The organism is Streptomyces sp. AM8-1-1 (genome assembly GCF_032229325.1).
Taxonomy (GTDB): domain Bacteria; phylum Actinomycetota; class Actinomycetes; order Streptomycetales; family Streptomycetaceae; genus Streptomyces; species Streptomyces achmelvichensis.
Genome location: NZ_CP135086.1, coordinates 7,681,625 through 7,700,295, shown reverse-complemented (window position 1 = coordinate 7,700,295; position 18,671 = coordinate 7,681,625). Strand labels below are relative to the sequence as shown.

Genomic DNA, 18,671 nt, shown 5'->3' with positions numbered 1-18,671 from the left:
GGAGGTGCGTCCCGGGCCCGCGGCCCGGGACGTACGTCGGACGCCGGGCGACCTGCTTCAGACGCTGAGCAGGGAGTCGTCCTGCGGGCGGGCGCCAGGGAGCCGGTGGCGCGCGGCGACGAGTGCGGCGTCCACGTCCCGCGTACCGGTGGAGACGCACAGGGTGTAGGCGACGTCGTCCATGCGGCGCCGGACCTCCGCGCTTCCGGCCTCGGCGTGCAGGACCTTCAGCGTCTCGTACTGCTCGATGAGGTTCTGTAGTACCGCGGGGTGGGCCATCAGCACGGCAGGGCTCCTTCTCCGTCATGCTCCGTCATGGGGGACCCGACGTCCCGCTCGTCAGCCGCGTACCCCTGCGAAACCCATGCATTCCACACGGTTGTTGAACACGGGCAAACAACAGGCCGTCACAGGCCGGGGGTTGACCCGAGCGCTCGGCGCCACAGGTGGGCACGGGGCCATGCATCGAGCGCCCCTTCTCCGGCGGGATCGCGTGTTCGGGGCACCAAGCACGTCCGCGACCGTGCGTCACGCGCGGTGCACACAGAGCTGCCGCGGGCGCCGGGAAGGTGCCGCGGCAGCTCTGTTCATGCCGTCGGTCCTCCCGAGGGATGGGTCTCCTCCCCCTGGGTACCCGCAGCGAAGCAGCGGTGGGGTCATGAACCGCGCTTCAGCGCCCGGCCGGGCGCGAGATCTCGGTACGACGACCGCACAGCACACCCCGCCGACGAAGCGAGGAGGGAAGGTGAGCAGCGGTGACCATCTCTGAGCGCCGCGTAGAGCACGGCGAATCCAAGGAATCAGTGGGCGACTTGGTCTCCCAGGCGTCGCAGCAGTTGTCGCAGCTCGTCCGCGAGGAGCTCCGGCTGGCGCAGGCCGAGATGACGCAGAAGGGCAAGCGGTTCGGCAAGGGCGGCGGCATGTTCGGTGGCGCCGGCATCGTGGCGTTCATCGGGCTGCAGGCCCTCGCTGCCACCGCCATCGCGGCGTTGGTGCTGGTCCTGCCCCTGTGGGCGGCCGCATTGATCATCACCGGCGTGCTGTTCGTCATCGCGGCGGTTCTCGCGGCGATGGGCAAGAAGCAGGTCGGTATGGCCACACCGCCCACTCCCGAGCGGGCGATCGACAGCGTCAAGGCCGATGTGGCCGCGATCAAGGAGAGTGCACACCGATGAGTGGCAAGACCGGCCCGAAGGACTCCCCCACCCCCGACGAGTTGCGTCGGCAGGTGGAGGGCACTCGTGAGGAACTGGGCATCACCGTGGAGAAGCTGGCCGGAAAGGCAGATGTGAAGGGTCAGGCGCAGGAGAAGGCCGCCAAGGCGAAGACGCAGGTCCAGGACGCGGCCGCACAGGGCAAGGCCCAGGTACAGGAGACCGCGGCCCGCGTGGCGCACATCGCGCAGGAGAAGACACCCGAGCAGGTGCGCGAGAAGGCCGCTCAGGCCAAGGCGCAGATCGCGGAGACCGTGGCCACCGTGGCGCACACCTTCCAGGAGAAGACGCCGGACGCGGTGACCGACAAGGCGAGCCAGGCCGGCGACGTCGCGCGACGCCGCAAGGGGCCGCTGCTGCTCACCGCCGCCGCGGGCGCGCTGGTGCTGATCGCCGTCAAGCGCCGTGGCAGGAACCGTTGATGAAGGCGTCGAAGATCGCGTACAAGCCGGTCGGCATGGCTCTGGGTGCCGTGAGCGGCATGATCGCGGGCGCCGCGTTCAAGCAGGCGTGGAAGGCCATCGGGCGTCAGGACGACGCCCCCGACGCCACGGACCAGGACCGTTCATGGCGCGAGGTGCTGATCGCCGCCGCTCTGCAGGGCGCGATATTCGCCGTCGTGAAGGCCGCGGTGGACCGCGGCGGAGCGACCGCCACCCACCGGCTGACGGGCACCTGGCCCGGCTGAGGATGCTGTCCGGGTGCCCGGGGCGCACTGCGTGAAGCAGTCGGGCACCCGGACAGCCCGGGTCCGGGGGCCTGTGTGCACGCTCCCGCCGTGCCCGGTCGCACCCCGTCGCCTCGGGAAGAATTCCCGTGCCGCACGTCGGCCGCCTTCGTACACTGAGGGCATGAACCGACGACGACATTGATCCACCACTGAAGGTCCGCACGGAACGGGCTGTCGAGCGCCGCCCACGGGACGAGCGCCGACGCCGTCAACCGTTCCGCTCGCAGAAGGACCTTCGATGCTCTTTCCCACCTCAGGCGTGCCCGCACGCACCCGCGTGCCCGGCCCGCAGATCCGGCGGCTGGAGCGGACGCTCCTCGTGTCCGCCGGCTTCGAGGATCTGATCCTGCTCTACCCGGTCTACGCACTGCTCTTCGCCGAACACGGCCTGAGCACCGCCGAGATCTCCTCCCTCTTCGCCATCTGGTCGCTGACCGGACTGCTGCTCGAAGTGCCTTCGGGCGTGTGGGCCGACGTGGTCTCACGCCGTCTGCTGCTGATCATCGGGCCGCTGCTGTCGGCTGCCGGCTTCGCCCTGTGGGTCGTGGCCCCGTCATACGGGGCCTTCGCCGTCGGCTTCGTTCTCTGGGGCACCGGCGGTGCGCTGCGTTCCGGAGCGCAGGAGGCCCTCGTCTATGAGGAGCTCGACCGGCTCGGTGCCGCGTCGCGCTATGTCGGGCTCATGGGCCGCGCGGGGGCGGTGAGCATGGCCGCCACGGCGGTGGCCACCGCGGCAGCGGGCCCGCTGTTCGCCCTCGGCGGCTACGCGGCGCTGGGCACGGCCAGTGTCGTGGCGTGTGTGCTGTGCGCCGGTGCCGCGGCCCTTCTGCCCGAGCACCGGTCGGACGACTCGGCGGGGCAGGACGACGACGCCCCGGACGGCGGTTACGCGGCGACGCTCAGGACCGGTCTGGCCGAGGTCCGCGGGAGCAAGGCCGTACGCAACGCTCTGCTGATGGCGATCCTCCTGACCACGGTGTGGGGTGCGCTGGACGAGTATGTGCCGCTGCTGGCCATGGAGACGGGGGCATCGACGCGGGACGTGCCCTTTCTCGTCCTGGCCGTCTGGGTCGGTGTGACACTCGGCAGCCTGCTGGCCGCGCGCGCCGAACGTCTGGCGGTGCGCACGATGGGCGCGGCCGTCGCGGTCGCCGGACTGGTCATGGCGGTGGGCGCGCTGTCCGGCAGCCCGTACGGCTTTCTGCTTCTCGCGTCGGCCTTTCTGGTGTTCCAGATGGCCGACGTGGTCGCCGACGCCCGGTTGCAGGCGGCCATCACCGGGCCGAGCCGGGCGACCGTGACATCGCTGGCGGGTCTGGGCACCAGTGTGTCGACGCTGCTGATGTACGCGGCTTACGGCACGGCGTCCCAATACACCGGTCACGGCGCGTTGTTCGCGCTGTTCGCCGTGCCGTACGTCGTGGTTGCGTTCGCGATGGCGCGATCGGTGAGGTGAGGGCGACCACGACGGTGCACGGCTTCGCGAACGACGGCCGGACGTGCGGTGTTTACCGCCGGAAACCCCCGCACGACCTGCCCCGTTCCTACTGTGCCGAGGTACAGTAAGCGCGCCACCCATGGACGAAGGCGAGCCCGGCCGGGGGGCCGGGCCGCCGGGGGTGCGGGCGTTCGTGGTGGTCCATCGACGAGCCGCAGCGCCGGTGGGTGCGAGGGTGTCTGCCCAGGGCTGTGCAAGCATGGTGACACCGACCGCGTCCTCCCGTCCGAGGACGCCCGTCCCCCGGGGTACCGCCGTGACCAAGCCCGCCGCCCGCGAGCCGCAACGAAGCAATTCCCGCTCGAACCGGGCGCGGATCCTGGCCGTCGCACGCCGCGAGTTGGCGTTCAACCCGGACACCACCCTCGAGGAGATCGCCCGGGCCGCGGGGGTCGTACGACGTACCGTCTACGGTCACTTCGCCGGCCGCACCGCACTGCTCGACGCCCTCGCCGACGAGGCGGCGGGCGTGCTGAGGACCGCGGTCGACGTCGCGACCGCTCCGTCCGAGGACCCCGAGCGGGCCTTCGCGCGTTTCCTCCTGACCATGTGGCCCATCGGCGACCGCTACCGCATGCTGCTCTCGCTCGCACGACGCGATCTCGGCATGGAACGCGTCACCGACGTACTGGCGCCCGCGCGCCGGGAAGTGACCGGCATCCTCGACCGGGGCCAGGCCGCGGGCACCTTCCACGCCCATGTTCCGCCGGACGTCCTCAGCGCCGCGCTCGAAGCCCTGACGCTGTCCCTGCTGGAGAGCCTCAACACGCAGGCCTGGAAGGACAACGCGGAAGCCACCGCGGTCACCACGCTGATCGCCGCCGGTGTGCCGACGGAGCGGGCCGAGACCGTGGTGCGTGAACTGGCGGAGTCGATCGACGTCGTCATCGAGCCCGACGACACTCTCTGATCCCCCCACCCCCAGCAGGGCAGGTCCACCCACGCCGCTCGGGGCCTTTCACCCACCCCTCTCGGGGCCTTTTCACCCACGCCGTACGGCTGCGACCAGCCGCGCTTCAGCGTGGGCGGCATCGTCCACACACCGCTCCGGCACAGGTGCGCCACCTTGCCCCGGCACCGGCGCGCCACCTCCCCCGGGCAGCCCATTTGCACACGCCTGTGCAAGTAACTAGTCTGCACATGAGCGTGCAAATAGCTGTGCTCCCCCCATCCCCTCCCTCGAAAGACCAGACGATGCCTCTCCTCGCGAAGACGCCGGTCGACAGGATGGACACGCCCTATGCGCGGCGCTGGTGGGCGCTGCTGGTGCTGTGTCTCAGCCTGCTGATCATCGTGATGGCCAACACGTCACTGATCGTCGCGGCCCCGGACATGACCCGTGACCTGGGCCTGAGCAGCAGTGATCTGCAATGGGTGATCGACGGCTACACCGTGCCGTATGCGGCGCTGATGCTGGTCCTCGGCGCGATAGGCGACAAGTACAGCCGCCGGGGTGCCCTCGTCGTCGGTCTGCTGATCTTCGGCGCGGGATCGGTCATGGGAAGCCTCGTCGACGAGACCGGGCTGGTCATCGCCGCCCGCGGGATCATGGGTGTGGGGGCCGCCGTGATCATGCCGGCCACGCTGTCCCTGCTCGTGGCGACGTTCCCCCGCAAGGAGCGAGGCCGCGCCATCACCGCCTGGACCGCCACATCGGGCCTCGCCATCGCGGTCGGCCCGCTGGTCGCCGGCTGGCTGCTGGAGAACCACGCCTGGGGCTCCACCTTCCTCATCAACGTCCCCATCGTGGTCCTCACCCTCGTCGGAGCCCTGACGCTGATCCCGCCGTCGAAGGCGGAGGGCATGGGACGGCTCGACTTCGGCGGCGGACTGCTGTCCATCGTCTCGATCGCCGCACTCGTCTACGCGATCATCGAAGGCCCCCACTTCGGCTGGGGCACCGGTCCCGTCGCCGCCGCGGTGGTCGCCGCCGTGGGCCTGCTGCTCTTCGTCCTGTGGGAGCTGCGTCATCCGCAGCCCATGCTGGACGTACGCAAGTTCAGGATCCGTTCCTTCAGCGGCTCCATGCTCGCCGTGCTGTTCTTCTTCTTCGGCACCTTCGGCTCGATCTACTACGCCACGCAGCACCTGCAGTTCGTGCTCGGTTACGGAGCGCTGGACACCGGCGTACGTCTTCTGCCGCTCGCCGGCGCGGTGTTCGTGGGTGCCGCTCTCACCGGACGCCTCACGCCCAAGCTGGGCATGAAGACAACGGTGGTGGCCGGCATGGTCATCGGCACCGTCGGCGTCCTTCTGCTGACGCTGATCGACATGGACTCCACATACACGGACTTCGTCGGGCCCCTGGTGCTGCTGGGTGTGGCGATCGGGCTGAGCGTATCCCCCGCGACCGACACCATCATGTCGATGTTCCCGGAGAACGAACTGGGCGTCGGCGGCGGGGCCAACGACACCGCACTCGAACTCGGCGGATCACTGGGAATCGCCGTCCTCGGCTCGCTGCTCGGGACCACCTATCGCAGCGAGCTGACCGACCTGGTCGGCAGTCGGCTGCCCGCCGCGGCCCTCGACACCGCGACGGACTCCGTCGGCGGAGGACTCGCCGTCGCCGAGCGCCTCGCCCAGGACCCGGCCGTCGGGCCCCAGCAGGCACAGGCGCTCCTCGACGCCGTCCACCAGGCGTTCGCCCAAGCCGTGTCGAGCACCAGCCTGGTCGGAGGCATCACGATGGGCGCGGGCACGCTGCTCGTGCTGTTCGTCCTGCCGGGCCGCAAGCGGCGGAAGGCCGCGGCGGAGAAGGAGGCGGCGGCCAAGACGCCGGAGCAGGAGACCACGACGGTCGGCTGAACCGTCCGGCGGTGAGACGGACCGCGGCCGGCTCCGGAGTTCAGGGGCGTCCGTCGGGGCTCCGGAGTTCAGGGGGCGTCGGGGTTCCGGGGAGAGGCAGTTCACTCCCCGGAACCCCGACGCCCGCGGTCGCCGCCCCTCGACCGCGCTCCCTTCCCGGCCGGGCTCCAGAAGCGACGCCGGTCCGGCGGTGGGAGAATCGATCACGGGGGCAGCGCCCGCTGGAGGACCGTGGATCTGGAAAGCGTGACCGACGAGCTGTACCAGCTGCTGCCCCAGGACTTCACGGCCGCGCGCAATGAGCGCGCGGCCCGGGCCCGCACAGCGGGAGACCGCGAACTGGCCGCACAGATCAAGGAGCTGCGGCGTCCGACGCTGTCGGCCTGGGCCTGCAACCTTCTCGTACGGCAGCAGCCGGAGAAGGTGCAGCCGTTGATCAGCCTGGGGGAAGGGCTGCGCCAGGCCCATCAGCAGCTCGACGGTGGGCAGCTGAGGGAGCTCGGCCGGCAGCAGCACGCTCTCGTGGGTGCGCTGGCCCGGGAAGCGCGGAAGCTGGCGGAGGCGGCCGGCCAGTCGGTCGGCGAGGCGGCGCAGCGCGAGATCGAGGACACGCTGCATGCCGTGCTCGCCGATCCTCGGGCTGCCGAGGAATGGGCAGCGGGACGTCTGGCCAGGCCGCTGAGCGCGGCCGTGGGTTTTGCCGGGGCGGTGCAGACCACGGTGCCTCCCCGAGAGAAGTCGGCCACGCCGCCGGGCCGCCCGGCGAAGCCCGAGAAGCGGACACAGTCCCGTACGCAGACGCGGTCGTGGGCCGAGGAGCGGGAACAGCGCAAGCAGGTCGACCGGGCCCGGAAGGCGGCCGAGACCGCCGAAGCCGCGGAAGAGAAGGCGAGTGCCCTGGAGGCGGAGCAGCGGGAGGCCGAGTCGGAGAGGGATCGGGCGGACAGCGCGCGGGACGAGGCCGAGGAAAGGGTGTCGGAACTGGCCCGGGAACTCAAGGCCGCCCAGCGGAAGCAGAAGGACGCCCGCGCGGAGGCACGGACCGCGCGCGACACCGCGAAGGCGGCCGAGCATGCCGCGAAGTCGGCGCGCCGCGAGGCGTCGGCGGCGAGAAAAGCGGCCGAACGGCCGGCGGCGCAGACCCCCGAATGAGCCCCGGTGCGGCCGCCGGTGGCCGCGCGCGCCGCTTCCCGAGCCGCCACCGACCAGGTGCCGACCGCCTCCGGGTTCCGCCAACGACCCCGGCTCCGGCCGGCCCCCGGCGGTCGACGGGCCCGGATCGCCGCCCGACCTGGGATGGCGCCCGTGGGAGTCTGCTGAAAATGCGTCGACAGACGGCCGCAGCACAGAGATAGCATCCGTCGCCGTGACGACCTCGAACGACGACAGCATCCGCCCCTTCCGTATCGACATCCCGCAGAGCGAGCTCGACGACCTGCACGAACGTCTGGATCGCACCCGCTGGCCGGACGAACTGCCCGGGGCAGGCTGGGACTACGGAGTCCCGCTCGGTCACTTGCGGGAGCTCGTCAGGTACTGGCGGCACGAGTACGACTGGCGGGCGGCGGAGGCCGCACTCAACGCATGGCCGCAGTTCACCACGACGGTCGACGGGGCGACCATCCACTTCGCCCATCTCCGGTCCCCGGAGCCGGACGCGACACCCCTGATCGTCACGCACGGCTGGCCGGGCTCCGTCGTGGAGTTCGCCGCCGTCGCCGGCCCGTTGACCGATCCGCGGGCGCACGGAGGCGACCCGGCCGACGCCTTCCACCTGGTGATGCCCAGCATCCCCGGCTTCGGACTGTCCGGGCCGACGAAGGAGCGCGGCTGGGAGTTCCAGCGGGTGGCCGCCGCCTTCGGCGAGCTGATGGCGCGCCTGGGCTACGAGCGGTACGGCACGCAGGGCGGCGACTGGGGTGCGGCCATCGCCCGTGAGCTCGGCCGCATCCACCGCGACCGGGTCATCGGTGTCCACCTCAACCTCCTGCCGGGTGCGGCCGCGCCCGAGGAGCCGGGCGCCGAGGTTCTGGCCGCCCTGAGCCCGGCGGAGCGCGAGCGGACGCACGCCTCCTGGGAGCGCAACAAGGTGTGGATCCGCGAGCGCCAGGGCTATGCCGACATCCAGGCGACACGGCCGCAGACCCTGGCGTACGGACTGACGGACTCCCCGGTCGGCCAGCTGGCCTGGATCGCGGAGAAGTTCCACGAGTGGACGGACAGGCGCGAACACCCCGAGGGCGCTGTCGACCGCGATCACCTGCTCACCAACGTGATGCTGTACTGGCTGACGCGTACGGCCGGATCGTCCGCCCGCATCTACTACGAGCGCGCACACGCGGCCTATTGGGGCATGCCGCCGGACGTGTCGGACGCGCCGACCGCGCTCGCCGTCTTCCCGATGGACAACTTCATTCCCCTGCGCCACATCGGGGAGCGGACGAACACCTTCGTGCGCTGGACAGAGTTCGACCGCGGAGGGCATTTTCCGGCGATGGAGGTACCGGATCTGCTGGTCGGCGACGTACGGGCGTTCTTCCGGAGCCTGGCCGGCCGACGTCAGGTCTGATGTCCGCCCCGCGGGACGGGCCGAGGGGCACACTGAACACGCTGCCGATTCTGACGACGAGGAGCACCGTGCCGCCCGTTCCGATCATCATCGACTGCGATCCCGGACACGACGACGCCATCGCCATCATGCTCGCCGCGGGAGACCCGGCGATCGATCTGCTGGCCATCACGACCGTGGCCGGCAATCAGACGGTGGAGAAGACCACGCTCAACGCGCGCCGTGTCTGTACGGTCGCCGGCATCACCGACGTCCCCATCGCGGCGGGGTGCGCACAGCCGCTCGTACAGCCCCTTCTCGTGGCGGAGGACGTCCATGGCGACTCGGGCATGGACGGCCCCCGGTTCGGGGAACCGACGGTGGACACGGTTCCCGAGCACGCAGTGGAGTTGATGTACCGGATCCTGACCGGGCATCCGGAGCCGGTGACCCTGGTGCCGACGGCGCCGTTGACGAACATCGCCCTCCTGCTGACCCGGTATCCCGATGCGGCGGCCCGTATCCGCGAGATCGTGCTGATGGGCGGCTCCACGGAGCGTGGCAACCGGACCCCGGCCGCCGAGTTCAACATCCATGTCGATCCGGAGGCCGCGGACATCGTGTTCCGCAGTGGTGTGCCGGTCACGATGTGCGGTCTCAATGTCACGCACCAGGCTCCGGCAACCCCCGACGTACTGGCGCGGCTCGACGGACTGGACACGGAACTGGGCCATATGTGCGTGGAGTTGATGACCTACTTCGCCTCCACGTACCAGCGGCTGTGGGGCTTCACCTCGCCGCCGGTGCACGATCCGGTCGCCGTGGCACGGGTCATCGACCCGGCGATCGTGCAGTGCGTCGACGCGCACGTCGCGGTCGAACTGCACGGCCGGTACACGCGCGGCGCGACGGTGGTGGATCTCCATCAGTATCTGGACCGGCCGGTGAACGCGCGGGTCGCCGTGCACCTGGAGACCGAGTTGTTCTGGGACCGGGTGATCGCGGCGGTCGACACGCTCGGGCGCCGGACGGCGAGCCCGCCCGCATCCGCGTGAGGTCTGCGCCTGGCCGGGGGGCGCCGGGCGGTGGATCCCCGCGCACGGATGAGGCCCGGCCGATGGCCGGGCCTCATCCGTCGACAGCCGTCAGTCACACGCTCTACAGACGCAGCAGTCGTTCCGTCATCTCGCGGTAGGAGCGCAGCGCAAGGCGCAGATCCTCGGTGTCCGCCTCCCTCGAGCCGCCCTTCCCCTCGCCGTGCCAGTCGGCGCGAAGGGCGCGGCGCTGCTCCGTGAGCGCGGTCGTGATCTTCTGGGCGGCGTCGTCCATGACCGCGGCCGCGTCCTCGACGGCGTGCCGCGGGGCGTCGACGAACCCGCTGAGGGAGTCGCGCAGACGACGGGCCAGCTTCTCCCGCTCATCCTGCGCGATCAGATGACCCGATGTCTTGTGCTCCTGCGGCTCGGAGTGCGCGGGGCCGGCCGGAGCGCTGTGCGGAACCGGGGTGTCGTGGGACTCCGGAGTCCTGGGCACGTCCGTGGTCCCGATCCGCGGTGCGGTGGCGTCGGTGTCGGCCGCCACCGGACGGGCCGGTTCACGGGTGCCGGTCGCGGCGGCGGGCTCGACGAACGTCGCCGGTCCGGCGGGCTCGCGGGGCTCGACCGGTCGGCCGGAGTCCACAGGCTTCGCCGGCTCCAGCGGCTCGCCGGACTCGGGCCGTGCGCGGGACGCGGCCGGCTTCTCCGTCTCCAGCGGGTCGGGGGTACCGATGCGCTTCGGTGCCGGGACCTTCTCCTTTTCGTACGCCATCACACGCCACTCCCCTTCGGCTTCAGCAGGTGGCCGCGGCGGCCGCTGTCGACAGGACGCTCACGGGTGGTGCGGGTGTCCTCGGGCCCGGCCGTGACCAGGGCCTCGAAGAGCGCGCGGGCCTCGACCATCGCCTCGCGCAGTTCCTCCGTGCTCGACTTGGCGCGGGTGGCCAGGTGCATACGGCGGTAGCCGCCGACGTGCTGGGCGTGGTGCACGGAGAGGGCGTCCAGGTGCTCGTCGTGCTGCGAGGCCTCGGGGAAGCCCCGGTCCCGAGCGAGACGGGCGACGAGCTTGTCCGCGTCGGCCACCGCCTGGGCCGGGGAGTCGACGAACTGCTCCTGGAGACCGGCCCACTGGGCGACATACTGTTCGCGCGCCTCGTTGGCGAGGGGCTTCGGCCTCAGGTCACCGTGCCGCTTGACCCGTTCGTTCAGTTCGTGTTCCGTGGCCTTGGTGTCGCCGTCGTGGCGGGCGAGCACCCGGTCGTACTCGGGACCGAACCGGCGCTTGAGCCCCCGTCCGCCTCCCTTGCCCGGGCCGAGGTAGAACACCGCGGCGACGACGATCGCAACTACCGCGACCAGTGCGACGATGGTCAGGACTGTGGACATGGCTGCCTTCCCGTATCACGTGTCATGTGCCCAACTCGGTGAATTCGCTTGCTGGACGCCGTTCGAACGCCGGGTTGCCCGGATTGCAGCGGCCAAACCGGTGGTGCGAGGGCGCCCGTGCGCACGACGGACGGAAACACCGTCGGACGAAGTCGGACGAGCGAGAACACGAGGGGCGATGCCGGCCGGCTGCGGCACCGGCGGCTGTCCGGGTCAGCGGGTGGTACGCGAGGGCGACGGGTCACGCGAGGTGATCGGTGACCGGAGTCCTGACGGGCACATCAGGCGGTTCGGACAGGTCAGGCGGCAACGGTCAACTGCCCACGGGAAGGCGGGGTGGTGGCGAGAGGACGGTGCGGCGGGATGATCTCACCGTCCGGCAGCAGCTCGCCGGTGTCGTCGAAGACGACCGTGCCGTTGCACAGGAGGCTCCAGCCCTGTTCGGGGTGGGCGACGACGATACGTGCGGCGTCACGGTCGGGGTGGGCGGCGGTCGGGCAGGTGGGTCGGTGTGTGCACATCTCATGTCTCCGATTCCTGAATCTCCGGGTCTGTCTCTCATCGCGTCCGGCCTCGTGTCGAGTCCGGGTCTCTCATCAAGGATGCTGCGCTCCGTACGTCTTGTTTGTGTCACCGGATACGACCGGGCCGGCAACGAGAACTCATCGGATCGCGGCGGCCGTTCCGTGTTTCGTTCTGTGATCCGTTCTGTGGTGCCCACGGTTTCGTTGCGATCTGTTCCGTGGTGCACACGAGTCTGTCACCGGGGTCCGACAGTGCCGGCTCCGTCGATCTCGACACCTCGGAGAAAACTCTGCCGGAACCGATGAGTTCACGGCCACGGTCCCGTCTGCCTCGATGACAAATACAACCCGTCATGCGCCAGGAGGCAGCATCATGACCACCACGACCCTCACCACCGAACCCCGTACCTCCCGTGCGGCCCGCGTGTTCCGTGCCGCAGTGATCGCGCAGCCCGTGTGGCGGGCCGGTGTCGTCGCCGCCGTCGCGGGGGCGATCACGACCGAAGTCTTCGCGACCGTCGCCCGCGGCGCGGGCGTCCCGATGGAGGCGGCGAATCCCGGCGCGGATGCGGCGGCGGCGATCCCACCCCTCGGTTTCGCGTTCGGTGTGCTCTTCTGGTCCGTCGTCGGCATCGTCCTCGCGGTGCTGCTGGCCCGCTTCGCCAAGCGTCCGGCCCGTACCTTCGCCGTCACGACCGTCGCGATGACCGTGCTGTCCCTCGCACCGCCGTTCATGGCTCCGCACACATCGCTCTCGACCCAGATCGTCCTGGCCCTGTCGCACCTGGTCGCCGCGGCCGTGATCATTCCGGTGCTGACGATCCGGCTGACGCACCGTCGCCCCGCCGCGTCCTGACCGGTGGGTGCGACAGCCCGCTCGGAGACCCTCTGCCGCGGACAGGGTGGTGGCCCCGGATCCCGGGGGCCACCACCCTGTCCGCACTCGTGCCGCCTCAGCCGACGGGAAGCCCCGTGTAGTTGTCCGCCAGCTCCGCCGCCGCGTGCCGCGAGGTCGCCAGGCGGTTCAGCTGGGCCAGTTGCAGACGGGTGTCGAAGGCGGACTGGGCCGGATCGGTGTGGAGCATCGTCGTCATGGAGTACGAGAAGTACTCCGCGCGCCAGACCCGGCGCAGGCACGTGTCGGAGTAGGCGTCGAGGAGCTCCGCCGATCCGGTGTTCTGTTCGTGGATCAGGGCGCGGGCCAGGGTGATCACGTCGGATGCCGCGAGATCGAGGCCCTTCGCCCCCGTCGGTGACACGGCATGGGCAGCGTCCCCGGCCAGGAACACCCGGCCGTACCGCATCGGCTCGGTCACCGAACTGCGCAACGGCAGCACGGTCTTGGCGACCACAGGTCCTCGTCGGAGCTGCCACCCGGGGTCGCTGTCGAGGGCGAACCGGGCGTCCAGCTCGTCCCATACCCGGTCGTCGGGCCAGTCGGCGGGATCGGTGCCGTTCGGCACCTGGAGACAGAGACTGCTGACCGTGGCGGACCGCATGCCGGCCAGGGCGAACCCGCGATCGGAGTGTGCGTAGATCAACTCGTCGTACACGGGCGGCGCCTCGGCGAGAATGCCCAGCCAGGAGTACGGGTGGACCTGCTCGTACGTCGTCCGGACCGACTCGGGGATCGCGGTGCGGGTCACTCCGTCGGCGCCGTCGCAGCCCACGACACAGTCGCAGGACAGCGTCCGTTCCCGTCCCTCGTGGAGGAAGCGGACGACAGGCCGGTCCGTGTCGGCCCCCTCCACCGCGAGCACCTCCGCCTCGAACAACAGCGGGTCGCCCTGGCGCAGTTGGCGGGCAATCAGGTCCTTCACCACCTCGGCCTGCGGGTACACCATCACACTCCGGCCGCCGGTGAGCGCAAGGAGGTCGAGCCGGTGGGCACGCCGGTCGAAGCGCAGCTCGATCCCGTCGTGGGTCATTCCCTCGCGGTCCATGCGCTCGCCGACCCCCGCGGAGCGCAGGACGTCCACCGTGCCCTGTTCCAGGATGCCCGCGCCCTGGCGGCTCTCGACGTACCCCCGGTCGCGGGACTCCAGCGTCACGCTCGCTATGCCGGCGTTGCGCAGCAGCCGGGCGAGCAGCAGCCCGGCCGGGCCGCCCCCGACGATACCGACGGTGGTGTCCATCAGCACTCCTCCTCCCTGGATGAGGCTCCCTGGACGGGGCCGGTGGCGTGGGCGGTCCCCGGGTCAGCTCCCGGTGACCGCGGGCCGGGTCACGGACAGCTCACCGGGGCCCGCCGCCCCCGACACGGTCACCTCTCCAGGACGAGCGCCAGACCCTGGCCCACACCGATGCACAGGGCCGCGATGCCCGTGCCGGAGCCCGCAGCCGCGAGCTGGTGCGCCACTGCTCCGGTGATCCGGGCGCCGGACGCGCCCAGCGGGTGGCCGATGGAGATGGCGCCGCCGCGCGGATTGATCACGGCCGGGTCGAGTCCGGGCCATTGGCCGGCACACGCGAGCGCCTGGGCCGCGAACGCCTCGTTGAGTTCGAGGGTGCCGAGGTCACCGACCCCTCGGCCCGCCTTCTTGAGTGCGCGCTGTACCGCCTCGACCGGCCCGGCGCCGAAGTACTGCGGCTCGATGCCGGTCACGGCCGTGGCGCCGATGCGGGCCAGCGGTTCCCGGCCGGTGGCGCGCAGACCGTCCTCGTCGGTGAGGAGCAGAGCGGCGGCGCCGTCGTTGAGTGGTGAGGAGTTGCCCGCCGTGACCGTGCCGCCCTGGCGGAAGACGGGCTTCAGCTTGGCGAGTGCCTCGATGGAGGTGTTGTCGCGGATGCACTCGTCTCGGGCCAGGTCGGCGCCGTCGACGGGGACGACCTCGGAGTCGTACAGCCCCGCGTCCCAGGCACGGGCGGCCTTCTGGTGGCTGGCGAGCGCGAAGGCGTCCTGTGCCTCACGGTCGATGCCGTAGCGGTCGGCGACCAGTTCGGCGCCTTCGCCCAGGGCGACCGTCCACTCCTCGGGCATCCTCGGATTGACCATCCGCCAGCCGAGCGTGGTCGAGAACATCTCCTGGTGGCCCGCGGGGAAGGCGCGTTCGGGCTTGGGCACGACCCAGGGCGCGCGGCTCATGGACTCGACACCGCCCGCGACGGCGATGGACGCGTCTCCCACGGCGATGGCACGGGCGGCCTGGATGACGGCCTCCATACCGGAACCGCAGAGCCGGTTGACCGTGGCGCCGGGCACGGTGACGGGCAGTCCGGCCAGCAGCACGGCCATGCGTGCGACGTCCCGGTTGTCCTCCCCGGCCCCATTGGCGTTCCCGAAGATGACGTCGTCGATCCGCGCCGGGTCGAGGTCGGGCGTACGGGAGACGAGTGCGCCGAGGACGCCGGCCGCGAGGTCGTCGGGCCGGACGCCGGACAGCGCGCCGCCGTACTTGCCGATGGGCGTGCGGACGGCGTCCACGACGTAGACATCACGGAGGCGGTCGGTCATCTCAGCTCCTGGGTGCGGGCGTAAGGGGGTGTCATGGGGTGGTGACGGGCAGACGGACGGGCGCCGCGGTTCTCGCCCGGACCTCGTCGGGGGTGACGTCCGGCGCGGTCTCGACTAGCAGCAGCCCCTCCTCGGTGATGTCGAGGACGGCGAGGTCGGTGATGACGCGGTGCACGCACGCCCTGCCGGTGAGCGGGAGGGTGCACTCCCGGACGATCTTCGGGGTGTCGTCCCGGGCGGTGTGTTCGGTGAGGACGATCACCCGGCGGGCTCCGTGGACCAGGTCCATGGCGCCACCCATCCCCTTGATCATCCTTCCGGGGACGGACCAGTTGGCGAGGTCACCGGTGGCGGAGACCTGCATGGCACCGAGGACGGCGGTGTCGATGTGACCGCCGCGGATCATGCCGAAGGAGAGGGCGGAGTCGAAGCAGGCGGCTCCGGGCCGGACGGTGACGGTTTCCTTGCCCGCGTTGATGAGGTCGGCGTCGACCTCCTCGTCGGTCGGATAGGGCCCGACGCCGAGGATGCCGTTCTCGGAGTGGAGGACCACATCGACACCCTCGGGCAGGAAGCCGGGGACGAGGGTGGGCAGTCCGATGCCGAGGTTGACGTACGAGCCGTCGGTCAGCTCGGCGGCCGCGCGGGCGGCCATCTCGTTCCGCGTCCACGCCATCAGGCTCGTACCGTCCTCTTCTCGATCCGCTTGTCCGCGGCCTGCCCGGCGTCGAGCACGACCACGCGCTGCACGAACACACCGGGAAGGTGGACGGCGTCGGGGTCCAACTCTCCCGGTTCCACGAGCTCTTCGACCTCGGCGACGGTCACCCGCCCGGCCATCGCGGCGAGCGGATTGAAGTTGCGTGCGGCCTTGTTGAAGACGAGGTTGCCGTAGCGGTCCCCCTTCGCGGCCCGGACCAGCGCGAAGTCGGTGGTGATGCCGTACTCGAGGACGTGCTCCTGTCCGTCGAACACGCGGACCTCCTTGGCGGGGCTCGGCACGGCCACCGCGCCCGTACCGGTATCCGGCCCGGAGGGGGTGTAGCGGAGGGGCAGCCCGCCGTCCGCGATCTGGGTGCCGACACCGGCGGGGGTGAAGAAGGCGGGGATGCCGCAGCCACCGGCCCGCAGCCGTTCGGCGAGCGTGCCCTGCGGTACGAGCTCGACCTCCAGCTCTCCCCCGAGGTACTGGCGGGCGAACTCCTTGTTGTCCCCGATGTACGAGCCGGTGACACGGGCGATCCGGCCGGCGGCGAGCAGGGTTCCGAGGCCCGCACCGTCGACCCCGCAGTTGTTGGAGACGACCCGCAGTCCGCGGACCCCGCGGGCGAGGACGGCCGCGATCAGGGTGTTCGGCACTCCGCTCAGGCCGAAGCCGCCGACCGCCAGGGAGGCGTGGTCCCCGATGTCACCGACCGCGTCGGCTGCGCTCTGCTTGACCTTGTCCATCGCGGAGGTTCCTTGTCATGGGGCGGAAGCACCGACAGGGATGCGGTGGTTCGCCAGATGAACTACAGTTCATTTTTCACTCGGACGAGTGTGCGTTCACCGGCCACGCGATGTCAACGGCCCCACGGGCCGACTGGGGGCCGAGGCCGGGCTCCAGGGCATCGACGCAAGACGACCGCACGGAGGGCCGATGGCCGTCACGACCCCGATCTCCGACGCGGCGCCCCGGGAGGCCGTGGGCCCGCTGATGCGCGGTATCGCCGTCCTCGACGACATCAGCGAGGCGGACGGACGGGCCACCGTCAGCGAGCTCGTACGCTCCACCGGGCTCGCCCGCTCCACCGTCGACCGGATCGCCGCGACCCTGGCGCGCATGGGCTACCTCCGGCTCGACGGACACACCGCCGTCCTCGCGCCCCGGCTGATGGAACTCGGCAACGCCTACCTCGCCGCGATCCGGCTGCCCGGCCCGCTCGGCCCGCTCGCGGAACAGCTCGCCGACTCACTCGACGAGTCCGTCTCGCTTGCCGTGCCCGACGGTGACGGCATCCGCTTCGTCCACCGGACGAGGCGGCGGCGTGCGATGTCGCTCACCTTCGGCATCGGAGACCTCTTGCCGGCCGAACGGACCGCGCAGGGAGCGGTGTTCGCCGCGTCCTGGAGCGAGAAGGAGTGGTCGCACCGGCGCGCACGGCGCGGCGCCGGCCCGCAGGGCCACGCCGTCCTGCCGGCTGCGGATACCGCCGAAGAGGAGCCCGGCTTCGAGCAACGTGCCGCACAGGCCCGCACGCAGGGCTGGGCCCTGGACGATCAGCTCGTCGAACCGGGCCTGATCACGCTCGCCCTGCCGGTCCGCTCCCCCGACGGCCGGGTGGTCTGCGCCGTCGGCGTGGTGAGCCACACCAGCCGCCATACCGCGGCTTCGATGCGCGAGTCGCTGCTGCCCCGGGCGCGGGACGCCGTGGCCGCGATGGAGGAGCGGCTGAGGACGAGCCGGGTCGCGACCGAGCCCCGGGCGGGCGGGCTCGCCGCCTGGACCGGCGCCTCCAAGCAGGAACTCGGTGCCGAGTTCGTGGAGTCGCTGGCCCGCGGCCTGACCGTGCTCACCGCCTTCGGCGAGGGACGCGCGGAGCTCACGCTCGCCGCGGTCGCCCAGGCCACCGGACTCGCGCGCGCCACCGCCCGCCGCGCGCTGATCACCCTGGAGCACCTCGGACACGTGGAGGCAGGCGAGCGGACCTTCCGCCTCACCCCGAAGGTGCTGACGCTCGGGTATCCGCCGCTGTCGCGCATCACGCTGCCGGACATCGCCTCACCGCATCTGGCCGCCCTCGTGCGGGAGGTGCACGACTCGGCATCCCTGGCGGTGCTCGACGGCGATGCCATCCAGTACACGGCCCGGGTCGCGACCGGCCGCATCATGAGCGTCAACATCGGGATCGGTACGAGATTTCCGGCGTACGCGGCATCCATGGGGCGTGTCCTGCTGGCCGACCTGCCGGCGCGCGATCGTGCGGCGCTGCTGGCACGAACGGAACTGCGCGCACTGACGACCCGGACCGTCACCGACCGGGAGCGGCTCGACGCCGTTCTCGCACAGGTCGCGCAAGACGGATACGCACTGGTCCACGAGGAACTCGAAGAGGGACTGCGCTCCCTGGCGGTGCCGGTGCGAGACCTCGGCGGCCGAGCGGTCGGGGCGGTGAACGTCGCCATGCACAGCAGCCGCCGCACCGTGGACCAGTGCATGGCGGAGGTGCTGCCCGCGCTGCGGTCGGCGGCCGCCCGGATCGAGGCCGATCTGCGCATCGCCGGACGGTTCACCAGGATCCCGTCGTCCTGAGCGGTGGCCCTGGGCTTCGGCCCGAGCGGGGCACCTGCGGCAGCGGACGCCGCCGTCATGGCGACGTGGCTTCCCAGCAGTCCCAGTGGTTTACCCGCTTCTCTTCGGGCACCCGGAATGTGCGACTTTGCGCGTACGCACGCCGGTGCGGCACGCGCTTCGATTCGTGCCCGCCCACCA

At 71.1% G+C, this 18,671-nt stretch carries 19 protein-coding genes; 11 read left to right on the top strand and 8 right to left on the bottom strand.

Features of this window, described 5'->3' with window-relative positions; all coding sequences use genetic code 11:
- Window positions 1-57: 57 nt before the first annotated feature.
- A complete protein-coding gene (locus RPQ07_RS34325) occupies window positions 58-285 on the bottom strand; it encodes a DUF5133 domain-containing protein (protein ID WP_313948150.1) in 228 nt (75 codons plus the stop codon).
- A gap of 470 nt (window positions 286-755) precedes the next feature.
- Between RPQ07_RS34325 and RPQ07_RS34320 the strand changes: the two genes are divergently transcribed.
- The 9 genes from RPQ07_RS34320 (at window position 756) to RPQ07_RS34280 (ending at window position 9,853) form a co-directional block, all read left to right on the top strand.
- Entirely contained in the window at window positions 756-1,175 is a 420-nt protein-coding gene (locus RPQ07_RS34320; protein ID WP_313948149.1) for a phage holin family protein, read from the top strand.
- Window positions 1,172-1,636: a DUF3618 domain-containing protein gene (locus RPQ07_RS34315; RefSeq protein WP_313948148.1), complete on the top strand. Its 465-nt coding sequence runs from the start codon at window positions 1,172-1,174 to the stop codon at window positions 1,634-1,636. Before RPQ07_RS34320 ends, RPQ07_RS34315 begins: the two co-directional genes overlap by 4 nt.
- Complete coding sequence (locus RPQ07_RS34310; RefSeq protein ID WP_313948147.1) at window positions 1,636-1,902, top strand: DUF4235 domain-containing protein; 267 nt, start codon at window positions 1,636-1,638, stop codon at window positions 1,900-1,902. Before RPQ07_RS34315 ends, RPQ07_RS34310 begins: the two co-directional genes overlap by 1 nt.
- 280 nt (window positions 1,903-2,182) lie before the next feature.
- Complete coding sequence (locus RPQ07_RS34305) at window positions 2,183-3,400, top strand: MFS transporter (protein WP_313948146.1); 1,218 nt, start codon at window positions 2,183-2,185, stop codon at window positions 3,398-3,400.
- A gap of 298 nt (window positions 3,401-3,698) precedes the next feature.
- Complete coding sequence (locus RPQ07_RS34300) at window positions 3,699-4,352, top strand: TetR/AcrR family transcriptional regulator (protein WP_313948145.1); 654 nt, start codon at window positions 3,699-3,701, stop codon at window positions 4,350-4,352.
- Window positions 4,353-4,636: 284 nt separating this feature from the next.
- Window positions 4,637-6,250, top strand: coding sequence for an MFS transporter (locus tag RPQ07_RS34295; RefSeq protein WP_313948144.1), 1,614 nt, complete (start codon window positions 4,637-4,639; stop codon window positions 6,248-6,250).
- A 231-nt stretch (window positions 6,251-6,481) separates the two neighbouring features.
- The gene (locus tag RPQ07_RS34290) at window positions 6,482-7,402 is read left to right on the top strand and encodes a hypothetical protein (protein WP_313948143.1); all 921 of its coding nucleotides are present in this window, start codon (window positions 6,482-6,484) and stop codon (window positions 7,400-7,402) included.
- Between the two features lie 214 nt (window positions 7,403-7,616).
- On the top strand, window positions 7,617-8,819 hold the full coding sequence (locus RPQ07_RS34285; RefSeq protein ID WP_313948141.1) for an epoxide hydrolase family protein: 1,203 nt from the start codon (window positions 7,617-7,619) through the stop codon (window positions 8,817-8,819).
- 68 nt (window positions 8,820-8,887) lie between these two features.
- Window positions 8,888-9,853, top strand: coding sequence for a nucleoside hydrolase (locus tag RPQ07_RS34280; RefSeq protein WP_313948140.1), 966 nt, complete (start codon window positions 8,888-8,890; stop codon window positions 9,851-9,853).
- Between the two features lie 103 nt (window positions 9,854-9,956).
- Here the strand turns inward: RPQ07_RS34280 and RPQ07_RS34275 are convergent, their stop codons facing one another.
- The 3 genes from RPQ07_RS34275 to RPQ07_RS34265 form a co-directional block, all read right to left on the bottom strand.
- Window positions 9,957-10,607, bottom strand: a complete 651-nt coding sequence (locus RPQ07_RS34275; RefSeq protein WP_313948139.1) for a hypothetical protein — start codon at window positions 10,605-10,607, stop codon at window positions 9,957-9,959.
- Complete coding sequence (locus RPQ07_RS34270) at window positions 10,607-11,221, bottom strand: hypothetical protein (RefSeq protein ID WP_313948138.1); 615 nt, start codon at window positions 11,219-11,221, stop codon at window positions 10,607-10,609. Before RPQ07_RS34270 ends, RPQ07_RS34275 begins: the two co-directional genes overlap by 1 nt.
- A gap of 299 nt (window positions 11,222-11,520) precedes the next feature.
- On the bottom strand, window positions 11,521-11,742 hold the full coding sequence (locus RPQ07_RS34265; protein ID WP_313948137.1) for a DUF5999 family protein: 222 nt from the start codon (window positions 11,740-11,742) through the stop codon (window positions 11,521-11,523).
- A gap of 376 nt (window positions 11,743-12,118) precedes the next feature.
- Between RPQ07_RS34265 and RPQ07_RS34260 the strand changes: the two genes are divergently transcribed.
- The gene (locus RPQ07_RS34260; RefSeq protein ID WP_313948136.1) at window positions 12,119-12,601 is read left to right on the top strand and encodes a DUF6069 family protein; all 483 of its coding nucleotides are present in this window, start codon (window positions 12,119-12,121) and stop codon (window positions 12,599-12,601) included.
- A 97-nt stretch (window positions 12,602-12,698) separates the two neighbouring features.
- Here the strand turns inward: RPQ07_RS34260 and RPQ07_RS34255 are convergent, their stop codons facing one another.
- The 4 genes from RPQ07_RS34255 to RPQ07_RS34240 form a co-directional block, all read right to left on the bottom strand.
- Window positions 12,699-13,880, bottom strand: coding sequence for a 4-hydroxybenzoate 3-monooxygenase (locus tag RPQ07_RS34255; protein ID WP_313948135.1), 1,182 nt, complete (start codon window positions 13,878-13,880; stop codon window positions 12,699-12,701).
- Window positions 13,881-14,008: 128 nt separating this feature from the next.
- Window positions 14,009-15,199 carry an acetyl-CoA C-acyltransferase gene (locus RPQ07_RS34250; RefSeq protein WP_313948134.1) on the bottom strand — a complete coding sequence of 397 codons (1,191 nt, stop codon included), beginning with the start codon at window positions 15,197-15,199 and terminating at the stop codon, window positions 14,009-14,011.
- Between the two features lie 31 nt (window positions 15,200-15,230).
- The gene (locus tag RPQ07_RS34245) at window positions 15,231-15,875 is read right to left on the bottom strand and encodes a CoA transferase subunit B (RefSeq protein WP_313948133.1); all 645 of its coding nucleotides are present in this window, start codon (window positions 15,873-15,875) and stop codon (window positions 15,231-15,233) included.
- A complete protein-coding gene (locus tag RPQ07_RS34240) occupies window positions 15,875-16,648 on the bottom strand; it encodes a CoA transferase subunit A (RefSeq protein ID WP_313948132.1) in 774 nt (257 codons plus the stop codon). Before RPQ07_RS34240 ends, RPQ07_RS34245 begins: the two co-directional genes overlap by 1 nt.
- Before the next feature lie 190 nt (window positions 16,649-16,838).
- Here RPQ07_RS34240 and RPQ07_RS34235 point away from each other — a divergent pair, with 190 nt between their 5' ends.
- Window positions 16,839-18,491, top strand: coding sequence for an IclR family transcriptional regulator C-terminal domain-containing protein (locus RPQ07_RS34235; protein WP_313948131.1), 1,653 nt, complete (start codon window positions 16,839-16,841; stop codon window positions 18,489-18,491).
- Window positions 18,492-18,671: the final 180 nt, after the last annotated feature.

Excerpts from the sequence above, each read along its gene's own strand:
- RPQ07_RS34315 (WP_313948148.1), top strand. The coding sequence starts at position 1,172 with ATGAGTGGCAAGACCGGCCCGAAGGACTCCCCCACCCCCGACGAGTTG.
- RPQ07_RS34310 (WP_313948147.1), top strand. The coding sequence starts at position 1,636 with ATGAAGGCGTCGAAGATCGCGTACAAGCCGGTCGGCATGGCTCTGGGT.
- RPQ07_RS34305 (WP_313948146.1), top strand. The coding sequence starts at position 2,183 with ATGCTCTTTCCCACCTCAGGCGTGCCCGCACGCACCCGCGTGCCCGGC.
- RPQ07_RS34295 (WP_313948144.1), top strand. The coding sequence starts at position 4,637 with ATGCCTCTCCTCGCGAAGACGCCGGTCGACAGGATGGACACGCCCTAT.
- RPQ07_RS34275 (WP_313948139.1), bottom strand. The coding sequence starts at position 10,607 with ATGGCGTACGAAAAGGAGAAGGTCCCGGCACCGAAGCGCATCGGTACC.
- RPQ07_RS34270 (WP_313948138.1), bottom strand. The coding sequence starts at position 11,221 with ATGTCCACAGTCCTGACCATCGTCGCACTGGTCGCGGTAGTTGCGATC.
- RPQ07_RS34265 (WP_313948137.1), bottom strand. The coding sequence starts at position 11,742 with ATGTGCACACACCGACCCACCTGCCCGACCGCCGCCCACCCCGACCGT.
- RPQ07_RS34260 (WP_313948136.1), top strand. The coding sequence starts at position 12,119 with ATGACCACCACGACCCTCACCACCGAACCCCGTACCTCCCGTGCGGCC.
- RPQ07_RS34255 (WP_313948135.1), bottom strand. The coding sequence starts at position 13,880 with ATGGACACCACCGTCGGTATCGTCGGGGGCGGCCCGGCCGGGCTGCTG.
- RPQ07_RS34250 (WP_313948134.1), bottom strand. The coding sequence starts at position 15,199 with ATGACCGACCGCCTCCGTGATGTCTACGTCGTGGACGCCGTCCGCACG.
- RPQ07_RS34245 (WP_313948133.1), bottom strand. The coding sequence starts at position 15,875 with ATGGCGTGGACGCGGAACGAGATGGCCGCCCGCGCGGCCGCCGAGCTG.
- RPQ07_RS34240 (WP_313948132.1), bottom strand. The coding sequence starts at position 16,648 with ATGGACAAGGTCAAGCAGAGCGCAGCCGACGCGGTCGGTGACATCGGG.
- RPQ07_RS34235 (WP_313948131.1), top strand. The coding sequence starts at position 16,839 with ATGGCCGTCACGACCCCGATCTCCGACGCGGCGCCCCGGGAGGCCGTG.